Genomic DNA, 17,473 nt, shown 5'->3' with positions numbered 1-17,473 from the left:
AAACCAAATGACGTTCAAGCGTCCCTATAGCGCGGGATTGGCGGCCCTCGCAGTCGGTCTGTTCACCGCGACCGCTGCCTTTGCAGAGCCCACCGTTAACAAGGGCGACAATGCCTGGATGCTGACATCGACGGTGCTGGTGCTGTTGATGACGATCCCCGGCCTTGCGCTGTTCTATGGCGGCCTCGTGCGCTCCAAGAACATGCTCTCGGTATTGATGCAGGTGTTCTATTGCGTCTGTATCGTCACCATTCTCTGGGCGCTCTACGGCTACAGCATCGCCTTCACCGGCGGCTCCGACTTCATCGGCGGCTTCTCGAAGGCCTTCCTGATGGGCGTGACGCCGGACTCCAAGGCCGCGACGTTCAGCGTCGACGCCAATATCTCGGAGCTGGTGTATGTCTGCTTCCAGATGACCTTCGCGGCCATTACCCCGGCCCTCATCGTCGGCGCCTTTGCCGAACGCATGAAGTTCTCGGCGGTGGCCCTGTTCATCCCGCTCTGGGTGACGCTGATCTATTTCCCGATCGCGCACATGGTCTGGTACTGGGCCGGACCGGACGCGATCTCGGATGCGGTCAAGGCGATCGCGGCGGCTGGATCGGACGCAGCGGCGAAGGCCGCGGCCGAAGCCAAGCTGGCTGAAGTCAACGCCGATGCCGGTTGGGTCTTCAAGAAAGGCGCGATCGACTTCGCCGGCGGCACCGTGGTGCACATCAACGCCGGTATCGCCGGTCTCGTTGGTGCGCTCCTGATCGGCAAGCGCGTCGGCTACGGTAAGGACCTGATGGCGCCGCACTCGCTGACCATGTCCATGATCGGCGCTTCGCTGCTCTGGGTCGGCTGGTTCGGCTTCAACGCCGGATCCAACCTCGAAGCCAGCGGCGGCGCGGCACTCGCCATGACCAACTCCTTTGTCGCCACCGCGGCGGCGGCGTTGTCGTGGATGTTTGCCGAGTGGATGATCAAGGGTCACCCCTCGGTGCTCGGCGCGATCTCCGGCGCGGTCGCCGGCCTCGTGGCGGTCACACCCGCGGCCGGCTACTCCGGTCCGATGGGCGCGATCGTGCTCGGTCTGGTTGTCGGCGTGGTCTGCCTGTTCTTCTGCACCGTGGTGAAGAACGCGCTCGGCTATGACGACTCGCTCGATGTATTCGGCGTCCACTGCGTCGGCGGAATCGTCGGCGCGCTCGCCACCGGCATCCTGGTCAATCCGTCGCTCGGTGGCACCGGCGTGATGGACTACACCACCGGCAAGATCGGCGACTACGATTTCGCAGCACAGATGATCTCGCAGTGCTGGGGCGTCGGCACCACGCTGGTGTGGTCCGGCATCGGCTCGGCGATCCTCTACAAGGTCGTCGATGTCATCGTCGGGCTGCGCGCCAATGTCGAAACCGAACGTGAGGGTCTCGACATCACCGAGCACACCGAGCGCGCCTACAATATGTGAGTTCTCCCGGGGCACGGCCTCCAGAGGCCGTTCCCAGAACTACGGTTTGGGCACATACCCGGCAATGCCCTGACCGTTGAGGGGCTCCAGCGCAAGCTGGGGCCCCTTTCTTTTTGAGAATTGTGGGTCTGGATAACACCGCAGGCCGATGGTTAATCGTGTCTTAACCTCGCCGTATCTATGGTGGTTTGATCCATTTCCGGCTGGTCTCAGGGTGCGACCGGCGGTTCAAGAGTGCTGGCACAACACGTATGGCCATGACCGCTTCATCCCGCGCGCCGCAGGGCGCCGGAAGTCCGGAAAGCGAGCGCTCGCCATTTGCGCGGCTCACCGAATTGCTGGCCCCATATCAACCCGCCAAGCCATTGATAACGCTCTCATTAGGCGAGCCGCAGCACCCCGTGCCGGAGTTCGTCGGCCCGGTGCTGGCCCGGCATACCGCCGATTTCGGCCGCTACCCCATCGCCAGGGGTATCGAGCCGTTCCGGCAGGCGGCCGCAAACTGGCTTTCCCTGCGGTTTGGCTTGCCGCGGAAAATCGATCCTGAAACCGAGCTTCTGGTGCTCAATGGCAGCCGCGAGGGGCTGTTCTTCGCCGCGATTACCGCCGCCCGCTATGTCGGCGAGCGCAAGGGCCGCCCGGCGATCCTGCTGCCCAACCCATTCTATCCGGCGTACGGCGCCGGCGCCCGCGCCGCGGGATGCGAACCGATCTATCTGCCGACTACGCTGGCCAACGGTTTCCTGCCCGATCTCGACGCGCTCGACGAGGCGACGCTGGCCAGAACCGTCGCGATCTACATCGCCTCGCCGGCGAATCCGCAGGGCGCAGTGGCTTCAAGGGAATATTTCAGCCGCCTGAAAGCGCTCGCCGATCGCTACGGCTTCATGATCCTGAGCGACGAATGCTATTCGGAAATCTACACGCAGCGCCCGCCCGGCAGCATGCTGGAATGCGCCGGTCCTGATTTCACCAATGCGGTCGCGTTTCAGTCGCTGTCGAAGCGCTCAAACCTTCCGGGCCTGCGCGTCGGCTTTGCCGCCGGCGACAAGAATTTTCTCAGCCTGTATCACGAGCTGCGCAACGTCGCGGCGCCACAGGTGCCGGTGCCGCTGCAGCACGTCGCTGTCGCCGCCTATAGCGACGAGGCGCATGTCGAGGAAAATCGACGGCTCTACCGTCTTAAATTCGATCTCGCCGATCAGATCCTCGGCAATCGCTATGGTTATCGTCGCCCGGCCGGCGGCTTCTGCGTATGGCTCGATGTGTCAGCCAAGGGTGGCGACGAAGCGGCAACCGTAAAACTCTACAGGGACGGCGGCGTGCGCGTGGTGCCCGGAAGCTATCTGGCCCGGCAGCAACCTGACGGCAGCAATCCCGGCGCCGGCTATATTCGTCTGGCGCTGGTGCAGGACAGTGAAACAACGGCCGAGGCATTGCACCGGCTGGTCAAGATTCTGGACTGAAGCATGATCGGGAAAAGTGAAAACCGGTTTTCCCCCGCGACAGGCGCCGGCAGCGTTTGCGTGGAGATCGTGCTCGAACAAGGAGATGAGATTGTGATGCAATCGATCGCATCGCAATCCAGTCGCAGGGCCCCATGAGCATGCCAGCGATCGAACGTGTCATTCCCCTCGTCGGCCAGTTGCCGGCGGCGATCCGCGAAGCGCTCGCGCGACGGCTGCGCGAGCTCGCCGGCCTGGGATTACTGCTGCTGTCCGGTGGCACCGCGGCTGCGCTGATGACCTGGTCGGTACAGGATCCCAGTCTGAGCCATGCAACATCGCGCACGATCCGCAATATCGCCGGCTATCCCGGCGCCATCGGCGCCGATCTCCTGATGCAGATTCTTGGACTCGGCGCGGTCATGCTGATCTTGCCGGTTGCGATATGGGGCTGGCGCATGCTGACCCATCGCACCTTCGACCGCGAAGCCTTGCGGATCACATGCTGGATCTTGTGCACGGTGATCTCGGCGGGCTTTGCAAGCTGCTGGCCACATGGCGGTGCATGGCCGCTGCCGACCGGGCTTGGCGGCGTGGTCGGTGATGCGCTGGTGCGCGCGCCCGCCGTCGTGTTCGGCCCGCCCGGATTTGCTTATTGCCTGGTGCTCGGAATCATCCTCGGCGTCGCGATGACTGCAACTTTCCTAGTCGCCAGCGGCATCGGCTCGCGCCCGCAGGAAGAGGAATTGACCCCGATCGAGGACGACGATGCGCCGTTCGTGGAAGAAGACGACCGCGGCTCGGTCTCGCTGGGATGGTTGTTCCACGCCGCGATGAGCGCAAAGGCACGGCTCGGATGGTTGCTGTCCCTGGCCTATGGCCGGTTGGTCGCAAGTTCGCCGACACCCCGCGCCGCTTCTTTCGAGCGCCAGGAGCCGAATCTCGGCAGCCGGGCCGCGCCGTCGATTGCACCGCAGGCTGACGAAGAAGATTTCGAGGCAGAGGAAGAAGAAGAGGAAATCCCCGCCGCACGCGCGCCACGCAAGAAGGCCGCGCCGCGCACACCTCAGCGCAAATCATCCGACAAGTTCGAATTGCCCTCGGTGTCCGTGCTGACCGCGCCGAAGGCGTCGGACCGCCAGCCGCTGAATAAGGGTGAGCTCGAGGCCAACTCACGCGCGCTGGAAGGCGTGCTGCAGGACTTCGGCGTCCGCGGCGAAATCGTCAAGGCCAATCCGGGACCGGTGGTCACGCTGTACGAACTCGAACCCGCGCCCGGCATCAAATCATCGCGCGTCATTGGCCTCGCCGACGATATCGCGCGCTCGATGAGCGCGCTGTCTGCCCGCGTGGCGGTGGTGGCCGGCCGCAATGCGATCGGCATCGAATTGCCCAACGCGCATCGCGAGAAGGTTTATTTGCGCGAATTGCTCGCGGTCAAGGACGGCAATGAGTCGGTCGCGAAACTGCCGCTCTGCCTCGGCAAGAACATCGGCGGCGAGTCCATCATCATCGACCTCGCGCGCACGCCGCATATGCTGATCGCCGGCACCACCGGTTCCGGCAAATCCGTCGCGATCAACACTATGATCCTCAGCCTGGTCTATCGGCTGCGGCCCGATCAGTGCCGTTTGATCATGGTCGATCCCAAGATGCTCGAGCTCTCCGTCTATGACGGAATTCCACACTTGCTGACACCAGTCGTGACCGACCCGAAAAAGGCCGTGGTCGCGCTGAAGTGGGCGGTGCGCGAGATGGAAGAGCGCTACAAGAAAATGTCCAAGCTCGGCGTTCGCAACATCGACGGCTACAATGCGCGTCTTCTGGAAGCGAAAACCAAGGGCGAGGAACTGACGCGCACGGTGCATACCGGCTTCGACAAGGAAACCGGCAAGGCGGTCTATGAGGACGAGAAGCTCGATCTCGATCCGTTGCCCTACATCGTCATCATCGTCGATGAAATGGCCGACCTGATGATGGTCGCCGGCAAGGATATTGAAGGCGCGGTACAGCGGCTGGCGCAGATGGCGCGCGCCGCTGGATTGCATGTGATCCTCGCGACGCAGCGGCCATCAGTCGACGTGATCACCGGCACCATCAAGGCGAACTTCCCGACCCGCATCTCGTTTCAGGTCACCTCGAAAATCGACAGCCGCACCATCCTCGGCGAGATGGGCGCCGAACAGCTGCTCGGGCAGGGCGACATGCTTTATATGGCCGGTGGCGGACGCATCAGCCGCGTGCACGGTCCCTTCGTCTCGGACGAAGAGGTCGAGAAGGTGGTGCGCCATCTCAAGTCTCAGGGGCAGCCGGAATACCTGGAAGCCGTCACGGCGGAGGAGCCGACCGACGAAGACGGCGCGGTATTCGATTCCACCGGCATGGGTGGCGATGGCGGCGGCGACCTGTTCTCGCAGGCGGTGGCGATCGTCAAGCGCGACCGCAAGGCCTCCACCAGCTACATTCAACGCCGGCTGCAAATCGGATATAATCGCGCTGCGTCGCTGATGGAGCGGATGGAACTCGAGGGCATCGTTGGCCAGGCCAACCATGCCGGAAAACGCGAAATTCTGGTCGAAGAGGAAGAAAGCGGCTTTTGAGCAGCGAGTTGGGTCAAAGGGGTACAAGTGATCGCACCAATTGACGCCATCTTTCACGTAAAAACGATATCTCCTTTTGGAGAAAGCGCGATAAAAGACCGAACAGCCAGACAGGGCGATGCGTTGACGAGAAATCAGAAACATCGAATGGCAGACCAATTCCCGATCCGCATCACGCGCCTTGCCTTGATGCGCGTTGCTTTGGCGTCGCTGATCGCGGCGCCCATCGGCGCAATGGTCACGCCGTCTTATGCGCAGACCGTTCCGGTCCCCAAACCCGCGCCCAAAGCCCGCGACCCGCTGAACGACCAACAGAGGGGACCGGCGACGACTGGGTCCATGGCGGTACCCAATCCGGTTATTCCGGATCCGCACCGCAACGTTCCCGCCAGTCTTTTTGGCACCTTCGACGCCAATCAAAAAGCACAGGCCGCCCGCGTGAGTTCCTATCTCTCGTCACTGCAGACGCTGGCTGGAAATTTCATCCAGGTCGGGCCCGACGGTAGCAAGACCAAGGGCGAGTTCTACATCCAGAAGCCGGGCAAGGTGCGTTTCGAATATGCGGCGCCGAGCCCGATCGCGATCGTCGCCGACGGATCGATGGTCGCGGTGCGGGACCGTAACCTGGCGACCCAGGACATCTATCCTCTGTCGCAAACGCCGCTGCGGTATCTGTTGTCGGACCGCATCGACCTGTTAAAGGACACCAACGTCGTGAGCGTGACGGCCGATGATGTTTTCATCAGCGTCACCATCGAAGAGAAGCAGCTATTGATCGGCACCAGCCGCCTGATGCTGATGGTCGGCGCCAAGGACGGCCAGCTCAAGCAGTGGACGGTGACCGACCCGCAGGGCTATGACACCACGGTTGCGGTCTACAATCTGGATACGTCCAAGCGGTTCGATCCCGGTCTGTTCAAGATTGATTTCAGCGATCGTGTTAACCCGGGCTAAGGCTCTCTAAGGCTCTCTCCTGACTGACAGGCTGCTCTCGCCTGATCCCGCCAAAAGCGCGCCTTGCGCGCGTCTCAAAAAGATGGTCACACCACTCCCTCACCTTTTCGGGATGCGGCCCAACGGCCGTTGCTTCCGAATAAGCGCGATTCTGTTTTTGCATTACCGGTCCCTATGCGCTTTTCCCTAACGACCTGGAACATCAATTCGGTGCGCCTGCGCATCGATATCGTTGCAAAGTTTCTCAAATCGGTGCGGCCAGATGTGCTGTGCCTGCAGGAAACCAAATGCATCGATGACGCATTTCCACTCAAGCGCTTCAAGCGGCTCGGCTATGAGCACGTCGCGCTAAACGGACAGAAGGGCTATCACGGCGTCGCCGTGGTCTCGAAACTGCCGTTCGAAGCCACCAACATTCGCACCTTCTGCGACAAGGTCGATTCGCGGCACATCACGGTCAGTTTCGGCGACAAGGCGCAATTATCGAAACCGCTGGTGCTGCATAATTTCTACGTCCCGGCCGGCGGCGATCTTCCGGATCCGGCGCTCAATCCGAAATTCGAACACAAGCTTCGCTTCCTCGATGAGATGAAAGCATGCGAGCCGCTGCATCCACGCGGCGACGATCGGCATATCCTGGTCGGCGATCTCAATGTGGCTCCGCATGAAAACGACGTCTGGTCGCACAAGCAATTGTTGAAAGTGGTGTCGCACACCCCGATCGAATGCGAGAAGCTTCTGGCGGCGCAGACCCATGGCGAGTGGATCGATGTTGCACGTGAACGCATCCCGATGTCGGAAAAGGTCTATACGTGGTGGAGCTACCGCGCCGCCGACTGGACGCTGGCCGATCGCGGCCGAAGGCTCGATCACATCTGGGTCTCGCGCGCGCTCAAGGACGGCATAAGTGATTTCCGGATCACCCGGGATGCGCGTGGCTGGGAACGCCCCTCGGACCACGTCCCGGTGACGGTGACGCTCGAAGTATGAACCGTCTTTCGGGAGAGGACGCCGGTTAAATGCTCAGCTTCGCGCCGGCCATCAGGATATCGCTGGCGATCTGGCTGGTGCGGCTGGCGAATTCGTCGCGGAGCCGGCGCGCAGCGACCGGGTCGCTCTCGAGCACGCGCTGAAACAGGCTGCGCGCGATCCGAATCACCGAGGAATGCTCGATCGCGAGCGCCGTGGAAGGCCGCTGCATCGCGACCACAAGCGCGAGCTCGCCGATCAATGCGCCGGGGCCCGCGACGATTTCAGCGCCGCTGCCGTCATCAATACGGAACGCGCCGCGCTGGACGATAAATCCGGCATCGGCCTCGTCACCTGCGTTGAAGAGCAGATCGCCACGGACGATATCGCGCTGCTCGGAACCGATCGCCAGCATGCGCAGCGCTGTGGTTCCCAACAGGCGCAATGTCGGGACACGCTCTAGCAGGGCAACATCATCTTCGATCGACATGAAAAACCGGTTGCGCGATCACGAATCGTTGCCCGAATCGTATCACGGCACCAGCTTGTAGCCACCGGCTTCCGTCACCAATATCTCCGGGTTGGCGGCGTCTTTCTCGATCTTCTGGCGCAACCGGTAGATGTGGGTTTCCAGGGTGTGGGTGGTCACACCCGAATTGTACCCCCAGACTTCCTGCAGCAGCGTCTCGCGCGATACCGGCAGCTGGCCGGCTCGATACAGGAAGCGCAGGATCGCGGTTTCCTTCTCGGTCAGCCGTACTTTGCGGGCATTGGCGCCGGTCAGCATCTTGGAGCCGGGGCGGAAGCTGTAGGGACCGACCGAGAAAACCGCGTCTTCGCTGGCTTCGTGCTGGCGCAACTGCGCCCTGATCCGGGCCAGCAGCACCGCGAAGCGGAACGGCTTGGCAACGTAGTCATTGGCGCCTGATTCGAGCCCGAGAATGGTGTCCGAATCGGTATCGTGCCCGGTCAGCATGATAATCGGGGCCTTGAAACCGCCCTTGCGAAGGCTGCGGACCACTTCGCGGCCGTCGGTATCCGGTAACCCCACATCCATCAGCACGAGGTCGGGAGCGTCGGCCTTGGCCGCGGTGGCGCCCTTGGCGCCAGTGTCGACGGCGGAGGCTTCGAACTCGTCGTGCAGCGACAATTGCTCCACCAACGTGTCGCGCAGATCGGTATCGTCATCCACGATGAGGATCTTGCGGGCATTGGCCATTTGTATCCATCCTTTGGGGCGTCGGCGCGAGCGATAGCGGCTTGGACCGAGCTTAGTCTGTGGTCGGTAAGTTTCTTGGTCGGTAAGGTCAGGGACTCGTCAAGTATACTTCGTCTTGAGGTAGGGAACCGTTACGGATTCACAAGCCAAAGGGCACTCTACTCCAGAATTCGCAGGCATTTAGATGAATGTCCTGTAATGCCGCGAAATAGAATATTTATGGAGCGTCTATCAAGAGACTCGCCAGGCGCATGGAAAATTCCGGTATTTCAATCGCTTATCCGATAAACTTGCGTGACCGGCCGCTTTCCGCGATCTGGGTCCGTGCCGCCGCTGGCGACCCCCGCCGGGGCTGGCTGCTGGCCGGCGGACAGGCCGTTCCAGTGGCACTTGGTCGCAGCAGCATCATTGCCAACAAGCGCGAGGGCGACGGCGGGACTCCGAAGGGCATCTTCCGGCCGCGGCAATTATGGTGGCGCGCCGATCGTCACCCAAAACCACGTACTTTCCTGCCGAGCCGCGCGATTCGACCTGAGGACGCCTGGTGCGAAGACCCGCACAGCCGCCATTATAATCGGCCGCTACGGCTGGGCCGCGGTGATGAGGGAGATCGGCTCACGCGCGACGATCATCTCTATGATTTCATCGTCGAGATCGATCACAACACGTCGCCGCGCATCGCCGGCCTCGGCAGCGCGGTATTCCTGCATTTGGCACGCGATAATTTCGGGCCGACGGCCGGCTGCGTGTCGATGACCAAACCCGCGATGCTGCGGCTACTGCAGCAATTGGGGCCGCAGACCAGGATCGTGATCGGATAAAGCCCCGATAATGTTTAGCGCGTTCCGAAAATCGCCGAGCCGATACGCACATGGGTAGCCCCGAACGCAATCGCGATCGCGAAGTCGGCGCTCATGCCCATCGATAAATTGACGAGGCCATTGCGCGCGGCAATCTTGGCCGTCAACGCGAAATGCGGCGCCGGCGCGTCATCGACCGGCGGAATGCACATCAGCCCTGATATCGGCAGGCCATATTTTTCACGGCAGCTCGCAATGAAGGCGTCCGCCTCTGATGGCGCGATACCGGCCTTTTGCGGCTCCTCGCCGGTGTTGAGCTGGACGAACAATTCCGGCCGGCGGTTCTGAGCAACGATCTCCTTGGCCAACGCTTCGCAAACGCTCGGACGGTCGACCGAATGGATCGCGTCGAACAGCGCCACGGCTTCTTTGGCCTTGTTGGATTGCAGCGGCCCGATCAGGTGCAACGCAAGGCCGGGATGCGTCGAGATTAACCCTGGCCATTTTGCCTTGGCCTCCTGTACGCGATTTTCTCCGAACACGCGCTGGCCGGCCTCGATCACCGGCGCGATCGCATCGGCATCAAACGTCTTGGACACCGCAACCAGCGTCACCGACGCGCGATCCCGGCGCGCTTCCTTGCACGCGCGCATGATGTCCTGCTCCACCGCAGAAAGTCCGGTTGGTAAATGCGTGGTTATCGGCGAGGCGTTTTCGGGCGTTATCATTCATGTACCTGTCGGAGATTGACGAGGTTATTCGAATTGTAGCGAGTTCAAGTAAGGCTTCTTGAACCCTTCTCTCTATTTTGCAAATGGGGTTGGGCAATAGAGATGTCACGCGTTAGTTTCAGCCGTCAAAGAGTGAAACTCAAGAAGCTTATCGGAATTCGTGCCCGGCTCGTGTTGCTGGCGCTGATCCTGGTGGCTCCCTTGATGCTGGAGCGCGCCCGTTCGCTCGAAAGCGAACGTGCCAGGCAAGTCGCAGCAGCCTCCGCCGATTTGACCGATCTCTCGCGGCACAGCGCCAATACGTTGAAGGAAGTCGTCTCCTCGGTTGAAGCGGTAATGAAATCCGCGGCCTATATCACGGCATCGGTGGGCGGCGTCGGACGTAGTTGCGATATCCTGCAGGCCAGTCTGCCGGCCAATCTGCCGTGGATCCGCAGGCTGATGATCGTCGGCGTCGACGGACGCGTGCAATGTTCGACGATCCGCGCTCAGGTGGGGCGCGATCTCAGCAACCGCGCCTATTTGAAGCAGGCGCGGCAAACCGGCGATTTTGTTTTCAGCGACTTCCTGCTGGCCAATCTCGATAGCAAGCCGATCATGATGGCAGCCTATCCGGTATCCGCTATCAACAAGGAGTTTGATTCCGTTGTCGTCACCGGCATCGATCTCGACTGGATATCGAAATTCGTGAGCGATCTCGGCGAACATCCCGGGATTTCGGCTGTCATGATCGACGGCTCAGGCGTCGTGCTGGCGGCGCCGAAGCAGAAAACCAATCCGATCGGCCGCCCACTGAGCGACGTGCCGATGTTGTCGCCGATCGCCGAAAAAGTAATCGGCTCGGACCAGGCCGATGGCTCGCTTTCATTCACCGCGCCCGATGGCTCTGAACACGTTGCCAAATTTTCCCGCATTGCCGGCACCCAGTCGCGCCTGATCCTCAGCGTCGATGAAGCCAAGGTTTCCGCCGATATCAACCGCGAGATTCGCACCGCCTATCTGCAATTGCTGTTCGTCTGCCTGTTCGTGCTGCTGGGCGCCTTGATCGCCGCGGAGAAACTGATCATCCGGCCCATCGAGACGATCGCGGCGATGGCCAAGCGATTCGGCCAGGGCGAATGGGCCGTGCGGGCCGCAAACACCCGGCTGCCGGCTGAATTCGTCCCGCTGGTCCGCGCGCTCAATGCGATGGCGGCCCAGTTGAGCGAACGCGAACGTCAACTGATCGCCAGCAATGACCGGCTGACCGTGATGGCGTCGATCGACATGCTGTCCGGCCTCGCCAACCGGCGCGGTTTCCAGAGCCGGCTCGACTTCGAATGGATGAAGGCCCTGCAGCACGAAGGTGAATTGTCGCTGATGATGATCGACGTCGATCACTTCAAGCTGTTCAACGATACCTATGGCCACCCCGAGGGCGATGCCTGCCTTTCCAGGGTCGGCGAAACGCTGGCTGCCATTGCCGCGGACACCATGGGCTTTGCGGGACGCTATGGCGGCGAGGAATTTTGCCTGCTGCTGCCCAATACCGACGCCGCCCGGGCGCTCGAAATCGGCGAAATCGTGCGCGCGGCGGTGCAGGACCTCGCGATGCCCCACGCCACCTCAAGCCATCAGACCGTGACGGTCAGTGTCGGCGTCGCCGGCACCCGGCCCAGCGCCACACAGCGGCCGGGCGACCTGATCGAGGCCGCCGACGCCGCCCTCTACGCCGCCAAGCACCGTGGCCGCAATGCCGTGGTCGAGCACGGTTTTGTGCGGATCACGGACGGCCCGATGGCGCTGGCGAGCTAGACTGTTCCGCCGCTGCGGTAGACCAAGCGCAGATCGCATAGGCCGCCCGACCCGTTGACCCGAAAGCCGCTTTTGTGGCCTAGTCCGCCGTCCTTTGGACCGGCCCGCAATCCACGAAAAGCCCTTAGATTCCATGACCTCCGAACGCTACAACGCCCGTGATTCCGAACCGCGCTGGCAACGCCAGTGGGACGAAAAGGCGATCTTCTCCGCCAAAAACGACGATAAGCGGCCGAAATATTACGTGCTGGAGATGTTCCCCTACCCGTCCGGGCGCATCCATATCGGGCACGTCCGCAACTACACCCTGGGCGACGTGCTGGCGCGCTTCATGCGCGCCAAGGGCTTCAACGTGCTGCACCCGATGGGCTGGGACGCATTCGGTCTGCCGGCCGAAAACGCCGCGATCGAGCGTAAAGTCGCGCCGAAGGCCTGGACCTACGACAACATCGCCGCGATGAAGAAACAATTGCGGTCGATCGGGCTGTCGCTCGACTGGTCCAGGGAATTCGCGACCTGCGATCCTAGCTACTACAAGCACCAGCAGAAGATGTTCAACGATTTCCTGCGCGCGGGTTTGGCCGAACGCGAGAAGCGCAAGATCAACTGGGACCCGGTCGACATGACCGTGCTGGCCAATGAGCAGGTGATCGACGGCCGCGGCTGGCGCTCCGGCGCTGTTGTCGAGCAGCGCGAAATGAACCAGTGGGTCTTCAAGATCACGAAGTACTCGCAGGAACTGCTCGACGCGCTCGATACGCTGGATCGCTGGCCCGACAAGGTGCGGCTGATGCAGCGCAACTGGATCGGCCGTTCCGAAGGCCTACTGGTGCGCTTCGCGCTCGATGCGGCCACCACGCCGGACGGCGAAAGCGAGCTGAAGATATTCACGACGCGGCCGGACACGTTGTTCGGCGCGAAGTTCATGGCGATCGCGCCGGATCATCCGCTGGCGCAGGCTGCAGCCGCCAAGAACCCTGATCTCGCGGAATTCATTGCGGAGGCCAAACGCCACGGCACCGCGCAGGAAATCATCGACACTGCCGAGAAGCTCGGCTTCGACACCGGCATCAAGGCGGTCCATCCGTTCGATGCCAGTTGGAAGATCCCGGTCTACGTCGCCAATTTCGTGCTGATGGAATACGGCACCGGGGCGATCTTCGGCTGCCCGGCGCACGACCAGCGCGACCTCGACTTCGTCAATAAATACGGGCTTGGCAATACGCCGGTGGTTTGCCCGCCGGATGTCGACCCAAAAGCCTTCGTGATCACTGACACGGCCTATGACGGCGATGGCCGCATGATCAATTCGCGTTTCCTCGACGGCATGACCATCGAGCAGGCCAAACAGGATGTCGCCAAGCGGCTCGAGGGCGAGCTACGCGGCAACATGCCCGTCGCCGAACGGCAGGTAAACTTCCGCCTGCGCGACTGGGGTATCTCGCGTCAGCGCTATTGGGGTTGCCCGATCCCGGTGATCCACTGCCCCAAATGCGATGTCGTGCCGGTGCCGGACAAGGACCTGCCGGTGGTGCTGCCGGAAGACGTGTCGTTCGATAAGCCCGGCAACGCGCTCGACCACCATCCGACCTGGAAGCACGTCGACTGCCCGCAATGCGGTGGCAAAGCGCAGCGCGAAACCGACACCATGGACACGTTTGTCGATTCGTCCTGGTACTTCGCCCGCTTCACCGATCCGTGGAACGAGAACGCGCCGACCACGCCCGAGGTGGTGAACCGGCTGATGCCGGTCGACCAATATATCGGCGGCGTCGAGCATGCGATCCTGCATCTGTTGTACAGCCGCTTCTTCATCCGCGCGATGAAAGCCACCGGCCACATCGGCATGGATGAACCCTTCGCCGGCATGTTCACCCAGGGCATGGTGGTGCATGAGACCTATCAGAAAGCCGACGGCGGCTATGTCACGCCGGCGGAGGTCAAGATCGAGACCGGCGCCAATGGCCGCAGCGCCACCCTGCTCACCTCAGGCGAAGAAGTCGCGATCGGCTCGATCGAGAAGATGTCGAAGTCGAAGCGCAACACGGTCGATCCCGACGACATCATCGCGACCTATGGTGCTGACGTCGCGCGCTGGTTCATGCTGTCGGACTCCCCGCCCGACCGCGACGTGATCTGGAGCGACGAGCGCGTGCAGGGCGCCTCGCGATTCGTGCAGCGGCTGTGGCGGCTGGTCAACGAGTCGGCCGAGATGGCCGGCACGACGGCAGCCACGAAGCCGGCGGCATTCGGCGCCGACGCGCTGGCGCTGCGCAAGGCGGCCCACGGCGCGCTGGACAAGGTCTCCACCGGCATCGAAAAGCTGCATTTCAACGTCTGCCTGGCCTATATCCGGGAATTCGCCAATGCGCTGGGCGAGGTACTGGCGCGGCCAGGGCAGCCCGCGCCGGATCTGGCCTGGGCGGTTCACGAGGCCGCGGTCATTCTTGTGCAACTTTTTGCGCCGATGATGCCGCATCTGGCCGAGGAATGCTGGGGCGTGCTGGGGCAGAAGGGACTGGTTTCGGAGGCGGATTGGCCCCAAATCGAACGCGATTTGCTGGTTGAAGACACGGTGACGCTGGTGGTCCAGGTCAACGGTAAAAAACGGGGTGAGGTCACAGTGGCCCGAACGGCCCAGAATCCGGAAATTGAGGCTGCCGTTTTGGCCCTCGATGCGGTAAAACAGGCCTTGGGCGGCAATGCCGTCCGCAAAGTGATCGTTGTTCCCATGAGGATCGTGAATGTCGTTGGCTAGGACCCGCATCGTCGCTCGGCTTCTGGCCGTAGCCGCCCTGGCGGCGCTGACGGCCGGCTGCTTCCAGCCGATGTATGCCGAGCGCGCTGACGGCACACCCGCTTTGCGTGAAAAGCTGATGGGCGTCGAACTGCCTCCGATCGACAAGCCGAACGCCTCGCGCGATGCCCGGCTAGGCGTCGAAATCCGCAATGCGCTGGCGTTCAAGCTCTATGGCAATGCCACCGGAAGCCCGCCAACCCATCGGTTGGTGATGAAATTCACGACCAGCCGGACTTCGCTGATTGTCGATCCAAGCACTGGCCTGCCGAGCAACGAAGATTACGGCATCGACCTGCAGTACAATCTGATCGACAACGCGACCAATAAGTCGGTGATGACCGGCACGACATTTTCGCGCGTTTCCTACGACATCCCCGGCAGCTACCAGCGGTTCGCCCGCGCCCGCGCCTTCCGCGACGCCGAGGACCGCGCTTGTCAGGAAGTTGCCGAGCGGATCCAGACCCGGCTGGCATCGTTCTTCTACGCTGGCTCCTAATCAACTCATTCGGGACGTTCGTCCTGAAATGATGGAGCCCAAGGTCTAATCATGGTCGCGTTGCGCGGAAAAGAAATCGACGCCTTCCTCGCGCGGCCCGATCCAGGGCGCCCCATCATCCTGCTCTACGGTCCGGATGCCGGTCTGGTGCGCGAGCGTGCCAATGCGCTGTTGGCATCGGCGGTCGACGACCCCAACGATCCCTTTTCATTGGTGCGACTGGACGGCGACGAGCTTTCGGCCGAGCCATCGCGGCTGGTCGATGAAGCGATGACGATCCCGCTGTTCGGCGGCCGCCGCGCCATTCGCGTACGCGCCGGCTCGCGCAGTTTTGCTAGCGGCGTCGACACGCTCGCGGAGCAACCGCTGAAGGATTGCCGCGTCGTGATCGAGGCCGGCGAGCTGCGGCCTGAATCGCCGCTGCGCAAATCCTGCGAGCGCGCCAAAACTGCGGTCGCGATCGCCTGCTATCCCGACGCCGAACGCGACCTTGCGAAATTAATCGACGATGAGTTGCGGGTTTCCAATCTGAAAAACGCGCAGGATGCCCGCGCCTCGCTGATGGCCCTGCTCGGCGGCGACCGTCAGGCCTCGCGCAACGAATTACGCAAGCTTGCGCTCTATGCCCATGGCAAGGGCGAAGTCACGCTTGACGACGTGATGGCGGTGGTCGCCGACGCTTCCGAGCTCAAGATCGATCCGATCGTGGACGGCGCCTTCGCCGGAAATCCCGCTGCGGTCGAGACCGAATTCGCCAAGGCGATGGTCGCCGGCACCTATCCTGGCATGATCATTTCCGCCGCGCAGCGCCAGGCGGCGTGGCTGCATAAAACCGCGCTCGCTGCGGCCGATGGAACGCCGGTCTCGACTTTGCTCGACAGCGGATTTCCCCGGCTGCATTTCTCGCGAAAAGGAAATGTCGAGACCGCATTGCGCAACTTCAGCGCGGCGCGGCTGGTGTCGATCATCGAGCAGCTCGCGGTGGCCGCGCTGGAAATGCGCAAGCAGGCCTCGCTGGCGGCCGTGATCGCGCAACGCGCGCTGTTGTCGATCGCGGTGAATGCGAAGCGCAGGGGATGACGTGAACTCGTAGCCCGGATAAGCGTAGCGCCATCCGGGAACAGTGAATGCCAAGACTATAGTCCCCGGATTTTGCTTCGCTCATCCGGGCTACGAGTGCCGTTAAGCCGTCAGCCCTTCGCTTCCAACTTCGCCACGATCTCGTCGAGCTGGTCGAGGTCGCGGTAGCGGATGTGCACGGTGCCGCCGGGCTCGCGGTGGTCGACGCTGACCGTCAGTCCAAGCGCGTCGCTGACCCGCTTTTCCAGCGCGACCGTATCGGCGTCTTTCTCCTTGCCGCCGCGCGCCTTCTGCGGTTTGCGTTCGGGTACGCCCTCGACATGGGCCAGCGCTTCGGCCTGGCGCACATTGAGACCTTCCTCGACGATGCGCTTCGCTGAGCCGGCTGGATCCGGCACACCGATCAACGCCCGCGCATGGCCCGCCGACAATTGACCCGACGCGATATAGGCTTGCACTTCGGCCGGCAATTTCGTCAGCCGCATCATGTTGGCGACGTGGCTGCGGCTCTTGCCGACGATCTTGGCAATCTCTTCCTGGCTGCGTTTGAACTCGTTGGCGAGCGCGTGATAGCCCTGCGCCTCTTCCATTGCGTTGAGATTTTCGCGCTGGACGTTTTCAATGATCGCGATCTCGAGCGCATCGGAATCGTTGACATCGACCGGCACGATCGGAACCTCGTGCAACCCGACGATCTGCGAGGCGCGCCAGCGCCGTTCGCCGGCGATAATCTCGAAGCGATCCTGCGCGCCCTTGACCGGACGCACGATAATCGGCTGGATCACGCCGTGCTGTTTGATGGAGTCCGCGAGCTCACCGAGTTCGGCATCGGAAAATGCGCGGCGCGGATTGCGCGGATTGGGCTTGATGAATTCGATCGGAACCTTGCGCTGCGCGCGCGGCCGCTCGACATGCGCGGCCTCGCCGCCGACATCTCCGATCAGACTTGCAAGACCGCGGCCCAATCGCGAACGCGCTTCGTCGGCCATCGCCAGCTCCCTTGGATTCAACTTAAGCGCTCCTGTTTAGCTTCGGCTTGGACCTCCACCCGCCGTCATTCCGGGGCGCTCGCGAAGCGGGCGAACCCGGAATCTCGAAGTAAGAGGTCGCTAGAGTTTCGTTTCACCATCTC

The 17,473-nt window shown here is 62.2% G+C and carries 14 protein-coding genes; 10 read left to right on the top strand and 4 right to left on the bottom strand.

Going from position 1 to position 17,473, the window contains the following annotated elements:
* Nucleotides 1-7: 7 nt before the first annotated feature.
* The 5 genes from HB676_RS01400 to HB676_RS01380 all read left to right on the top strand — a co-directional run bounded on the left by HB676_RS01400 (nt 8) and on the right by HB676_RS01380 (nt 7,442).
* Complete coding sequence (locus HB676_RS01400) at nt 8-1,453, top strand: ammonium transporter (RefSeq protein WP_213735855.1); 1,446 nt, start codon at nt 8-10, stop codon at nt 1,451-1,453.
* Nucleotides 1,454-1,704: 251 nt separating this feature from the next.
* A complete protein-coding gene (locus HB676_RS01395) occupies nt 1,705-2,919 on the top strand; it encodes an aminotransferase class I/II-fold pyridoxal phosphate-dependent enzyme (RefSeq protein WP_213735854.1) in 1,215 nt (404 codons plus the stop codon).
* 134 nt (nt 2,920-3,053) lie between these two features.
* Nucleotides 3,054-5,498, top strand: a complete 2,445-nt coding sequence (locus tag HB676_RS01390; RefSeq protein WP_213735853.1) for a DNA translocase FtsK — start codon at nt 3,054-3,056, stop codon at nt 5,496-5,498.
* A gap of 234 nt (nt 5,499-5,732) precedes the next feature.
* Nucleotides 5,733-6,452, top strand: a complete 720-nt coding sequence (locus HB676_RS01385) for an outer membrane lipoprotein carrier protein LolA (RefSeq protein ID WP_249780024.1) — start codon at nt 5,733-5,735, stop codon at nt 6,450-6,452.
* 174 nt (nt 6,453-6,626) lie between these two features.
* Nucleotides 6,627-7,442 carry an exodeoxyribonuclease III gene (locus HB676_RS01380; protein ID WP_213735851.1) on the top strand — a complete coding sequence of 272 codons (816 nt, stop codon included), beginning with the start codon at nt 6,627-6,629 and terminating at the stop codon, nt 7,440-7,442.
* Between the two features lie 25 nt (nt 7,443-7,467).
* On the opposite strand, the gene HB676_RS01375 is transcribed toward HB676_RS01380, so the two are convergent.
* Together HB676_RS01375 and HB676_RS01370 are read right to left on the bottom strand one after the other, a co-directional pair.
* Complete coding sequence (locus HB676_RS01375) at nt 7,468-7,911, bottom strand: cyclic nucleotide-binding domain-containing protein (RefSeq protein WP_213735850.1); 444 nt, start codon at nt 7,909-7,911, stop codon at nt 7,468-7,470.
* A gap of 42 nt (nt 7,912-7,953) precedes the next feature.
* A complete protein-coding gene (locus HB676_RS01370; RefSeq protein ID WP_213735849.1) occupies nt 7,954-8,640 on the bottom strand; it encodes a response regulator transcription factor in 687 nt (228 codons plus the stop codon).
* Between the two features lie 251 nt (nt 8,641-8,891).
* Between HB676_RS01370 and HB676_RS01365 the strand changes: the two genes are divergently transcribed.
* The gene (locus HB676_RS01365) at nt 8,892-9,461 is read left to right on the top strand and encodes a L,D-transpeptidase family protein (protein ID WP_213735848.1); all 570 of its coding nucleotides are present in this window, start codon (nt 8,892-8,894) and stop codon (nt 9,459-9,461) included.
* 14 nt (nt 9,462-9,475) lie between these two features.
* Here HB676_RS01365 and HB676_RS01360 read toward each other — a convergent pair whose 3' ends face one another.
* Nucleotides 9,476-10,165 carry a YggS family pyridoxal phosphate-dependent enzyme gene (locus HB676_RS01360; RefSeq protein ID WP_213736108.1) on the bottom strand — a complete coding sequence of 230 codons (690 nt, stop codon included), beginning with the start codon at nt 10,163-10,165 and terminating at the stop codon, nt 9,476-9,478.
* 108 nt (nt 10,166-10,273) lie between these two features.
* On the opposite strand from HB676_RS01360, the gene HB676_RS01355 reads away from it, so the two are divergent.
* The 4 genes from HB676_RS01355 (at nt 10,274) to holA (ending at nt 16,341) form a co-directional block, all read left to right on the top strand.
* Complete coding sequence (locus HB676_RS01355; protein ID WP_213735847.1) at nt 10,274-11,965, top strand: diguanylate cyclase; 1,692 nt, start codon at nt 10,274-10,276, stop codon at nt 11,963-11,965.
* Nucleotides 11,966-12,098: 133 nt separating this feature from the next.
* Nucleotides 12,099-14,723, top strand: coding sequence for a leucine--tRNA ligase (gene leuS / locus HB676_RS01350; protein ID WP_213735846.1), 2,625 nt, complete (start codon nt 12,099-12,101; stop codon nt 14,721-14,723).
* Complete coding sequence (gene lptE, locus HB676_RS01345; RefSeq protein WP_213735845.1) at nt 14,710-15,261, top strand: LPS assembly lipoprotein LptE; 552 nt, start codon at nt 14,710-14,712, stop codon at nt 15,259-15,261. Before leuS ends, lptE begins: the two co-directional genes overlap by 14 nt.
* 51 nt (nt 15,262-15,312) lie before the next feature.
* Nucleotides 15,313-16,341: a DNA polymerase III subunit delta gene (holA, locus tag HB676_RS01340; RefSeq protein ID WP_213735844.1), complete on the top strand. Its 1,029-nt coding sequence runs from the start codon at nt 15,313-15,315 to the stop codon at nt 16,339-16,341.
* Between the two features lie 110 nt (nt 16,342-16,451).
* Here the strand turns inward: holA and HB676_RS01335 are convergent, their stop codons facing one another.
* Entirely contained in the window at nt 16,452-17,330 is an 879-nt protein-coding gene (locus HB676_RS01335) for a ParB/RepB/Spo0J family partition protein (RefSeq protein WP_213735843.1), read from the bottom strand.
* Nucleotides 17,331-17,473: the final 143 nt, after the last annotated feature.

The organism is Bradyrhizobium sp. dw_411 (genome assembly GCF_018449695.1).
Taxonomy (GTDB): domain Bacteria; phylum Pseudomonadota; class Alphaproteobacteria; order Rhizobiales; family Xanthobacteraceae; genus Bradyrhizobium.
This window is presented reverse-complemented; position numbering and strand designations above follow the sequence as displayed.

What these genes read in the sequence shown, in the direction of transcription:
- HB676_RS01400 (WP_213735855.1), top strand. Translation starts at nt 8, where the DNA reads ATGACGTTCAAGCGTCCCTATAGCGCGGGATTGGCGGCCCTCGCAGTC.
- HB676_RS01395 (WP_213735854.1), top strand. Translation starts at nt 1,705, where the DNA reads ATGGCCATGACCGCTTCATCCCGCGCGCCGCAGGGCGCCGGAAGTCCG.
- HB676_RS01390 (WP_213735853.1), top strand. Translation starts at nt 3,054, where the DNA reads ATGAGCATGCCAGCGATCGAACGTGTCATTCCCCTCGTCGGCCAGTTG.
- HB676_RS01385 (WP_249780024.1), top strand. Translation starts at nt 5,733, where the DNA reads ATGGTCACGCCGTCTTATGCGCAGACCGTTCCGGTCCCCAAACCCGCG.
- HB676_RS01380 (WP_213735851.1), top strand. Translation starts at nt 6,627, where the DNA reads ATGCGCTTTTCCCTAACGACCTGGAACATCAATTCGGTGCGCCTGCGC.
- HB676_RS01375 (WP_213735850.1), bottom strand. Translation starts at nt 7,911, where the DNA reads ATGTCGATCGAAGATGATGTTGCCCTGCTAGAGCGTGTCCCGACATTG.
- HB676_RS01370 (WP_213735849.1), bottom strand. Translation starts at nt 8,640, where the DNA reads ATGGCCAATGCCCGCAAGATCCTCATCGTGGATGACGATACCGATCTG.
- HB676_RS01365 (WP_213735848.1), top strand. Translation starts at nt 8,892, where the DNA reads ATGGAAAATTCCGGTATTTCAATCGCTTATCCGATAAACTTGCGTGAC.
- HB676_RS01355 (WP_213735847.1), top strand. Translation starts at nt 10,274, where the DNA reads ATGTCACGCGTTAGTTTCAGCCGTCAAAGAGTGAAACTCAAGAAGCTT.
- leuS (WP_213735846.1), top strand. Translation starts at nt 12,099, where the DNA reads ATGACCTCCGAACGCTACAACGCCCGTGATTCCGAACCGCGCTGGCAA.
- lptE (WP_213735845.1), top strand. Translation starts at nt 14,710, where the DNA reads ATGTCGTTGGCTAGGACCCGCATCGTCGCTCGGCTTCTGGCCGTAGCC.
- holA (WP_213735844.1), top strand. Translation starts at nt 15,313, where the DNA reads ATGGTCGCGTTGCGCGGAAAAGAAATCGACGCCTTCCTCGCGCGGCCC.
- HB676_RS01335 (WP_213735843.1), bottom strand. Translation starts at nt 17,330, where the DNA reads ATGGCCGACGAAGCGCGTTCGCGATTGGGCCGCGGTCTTGCAAGTCTG.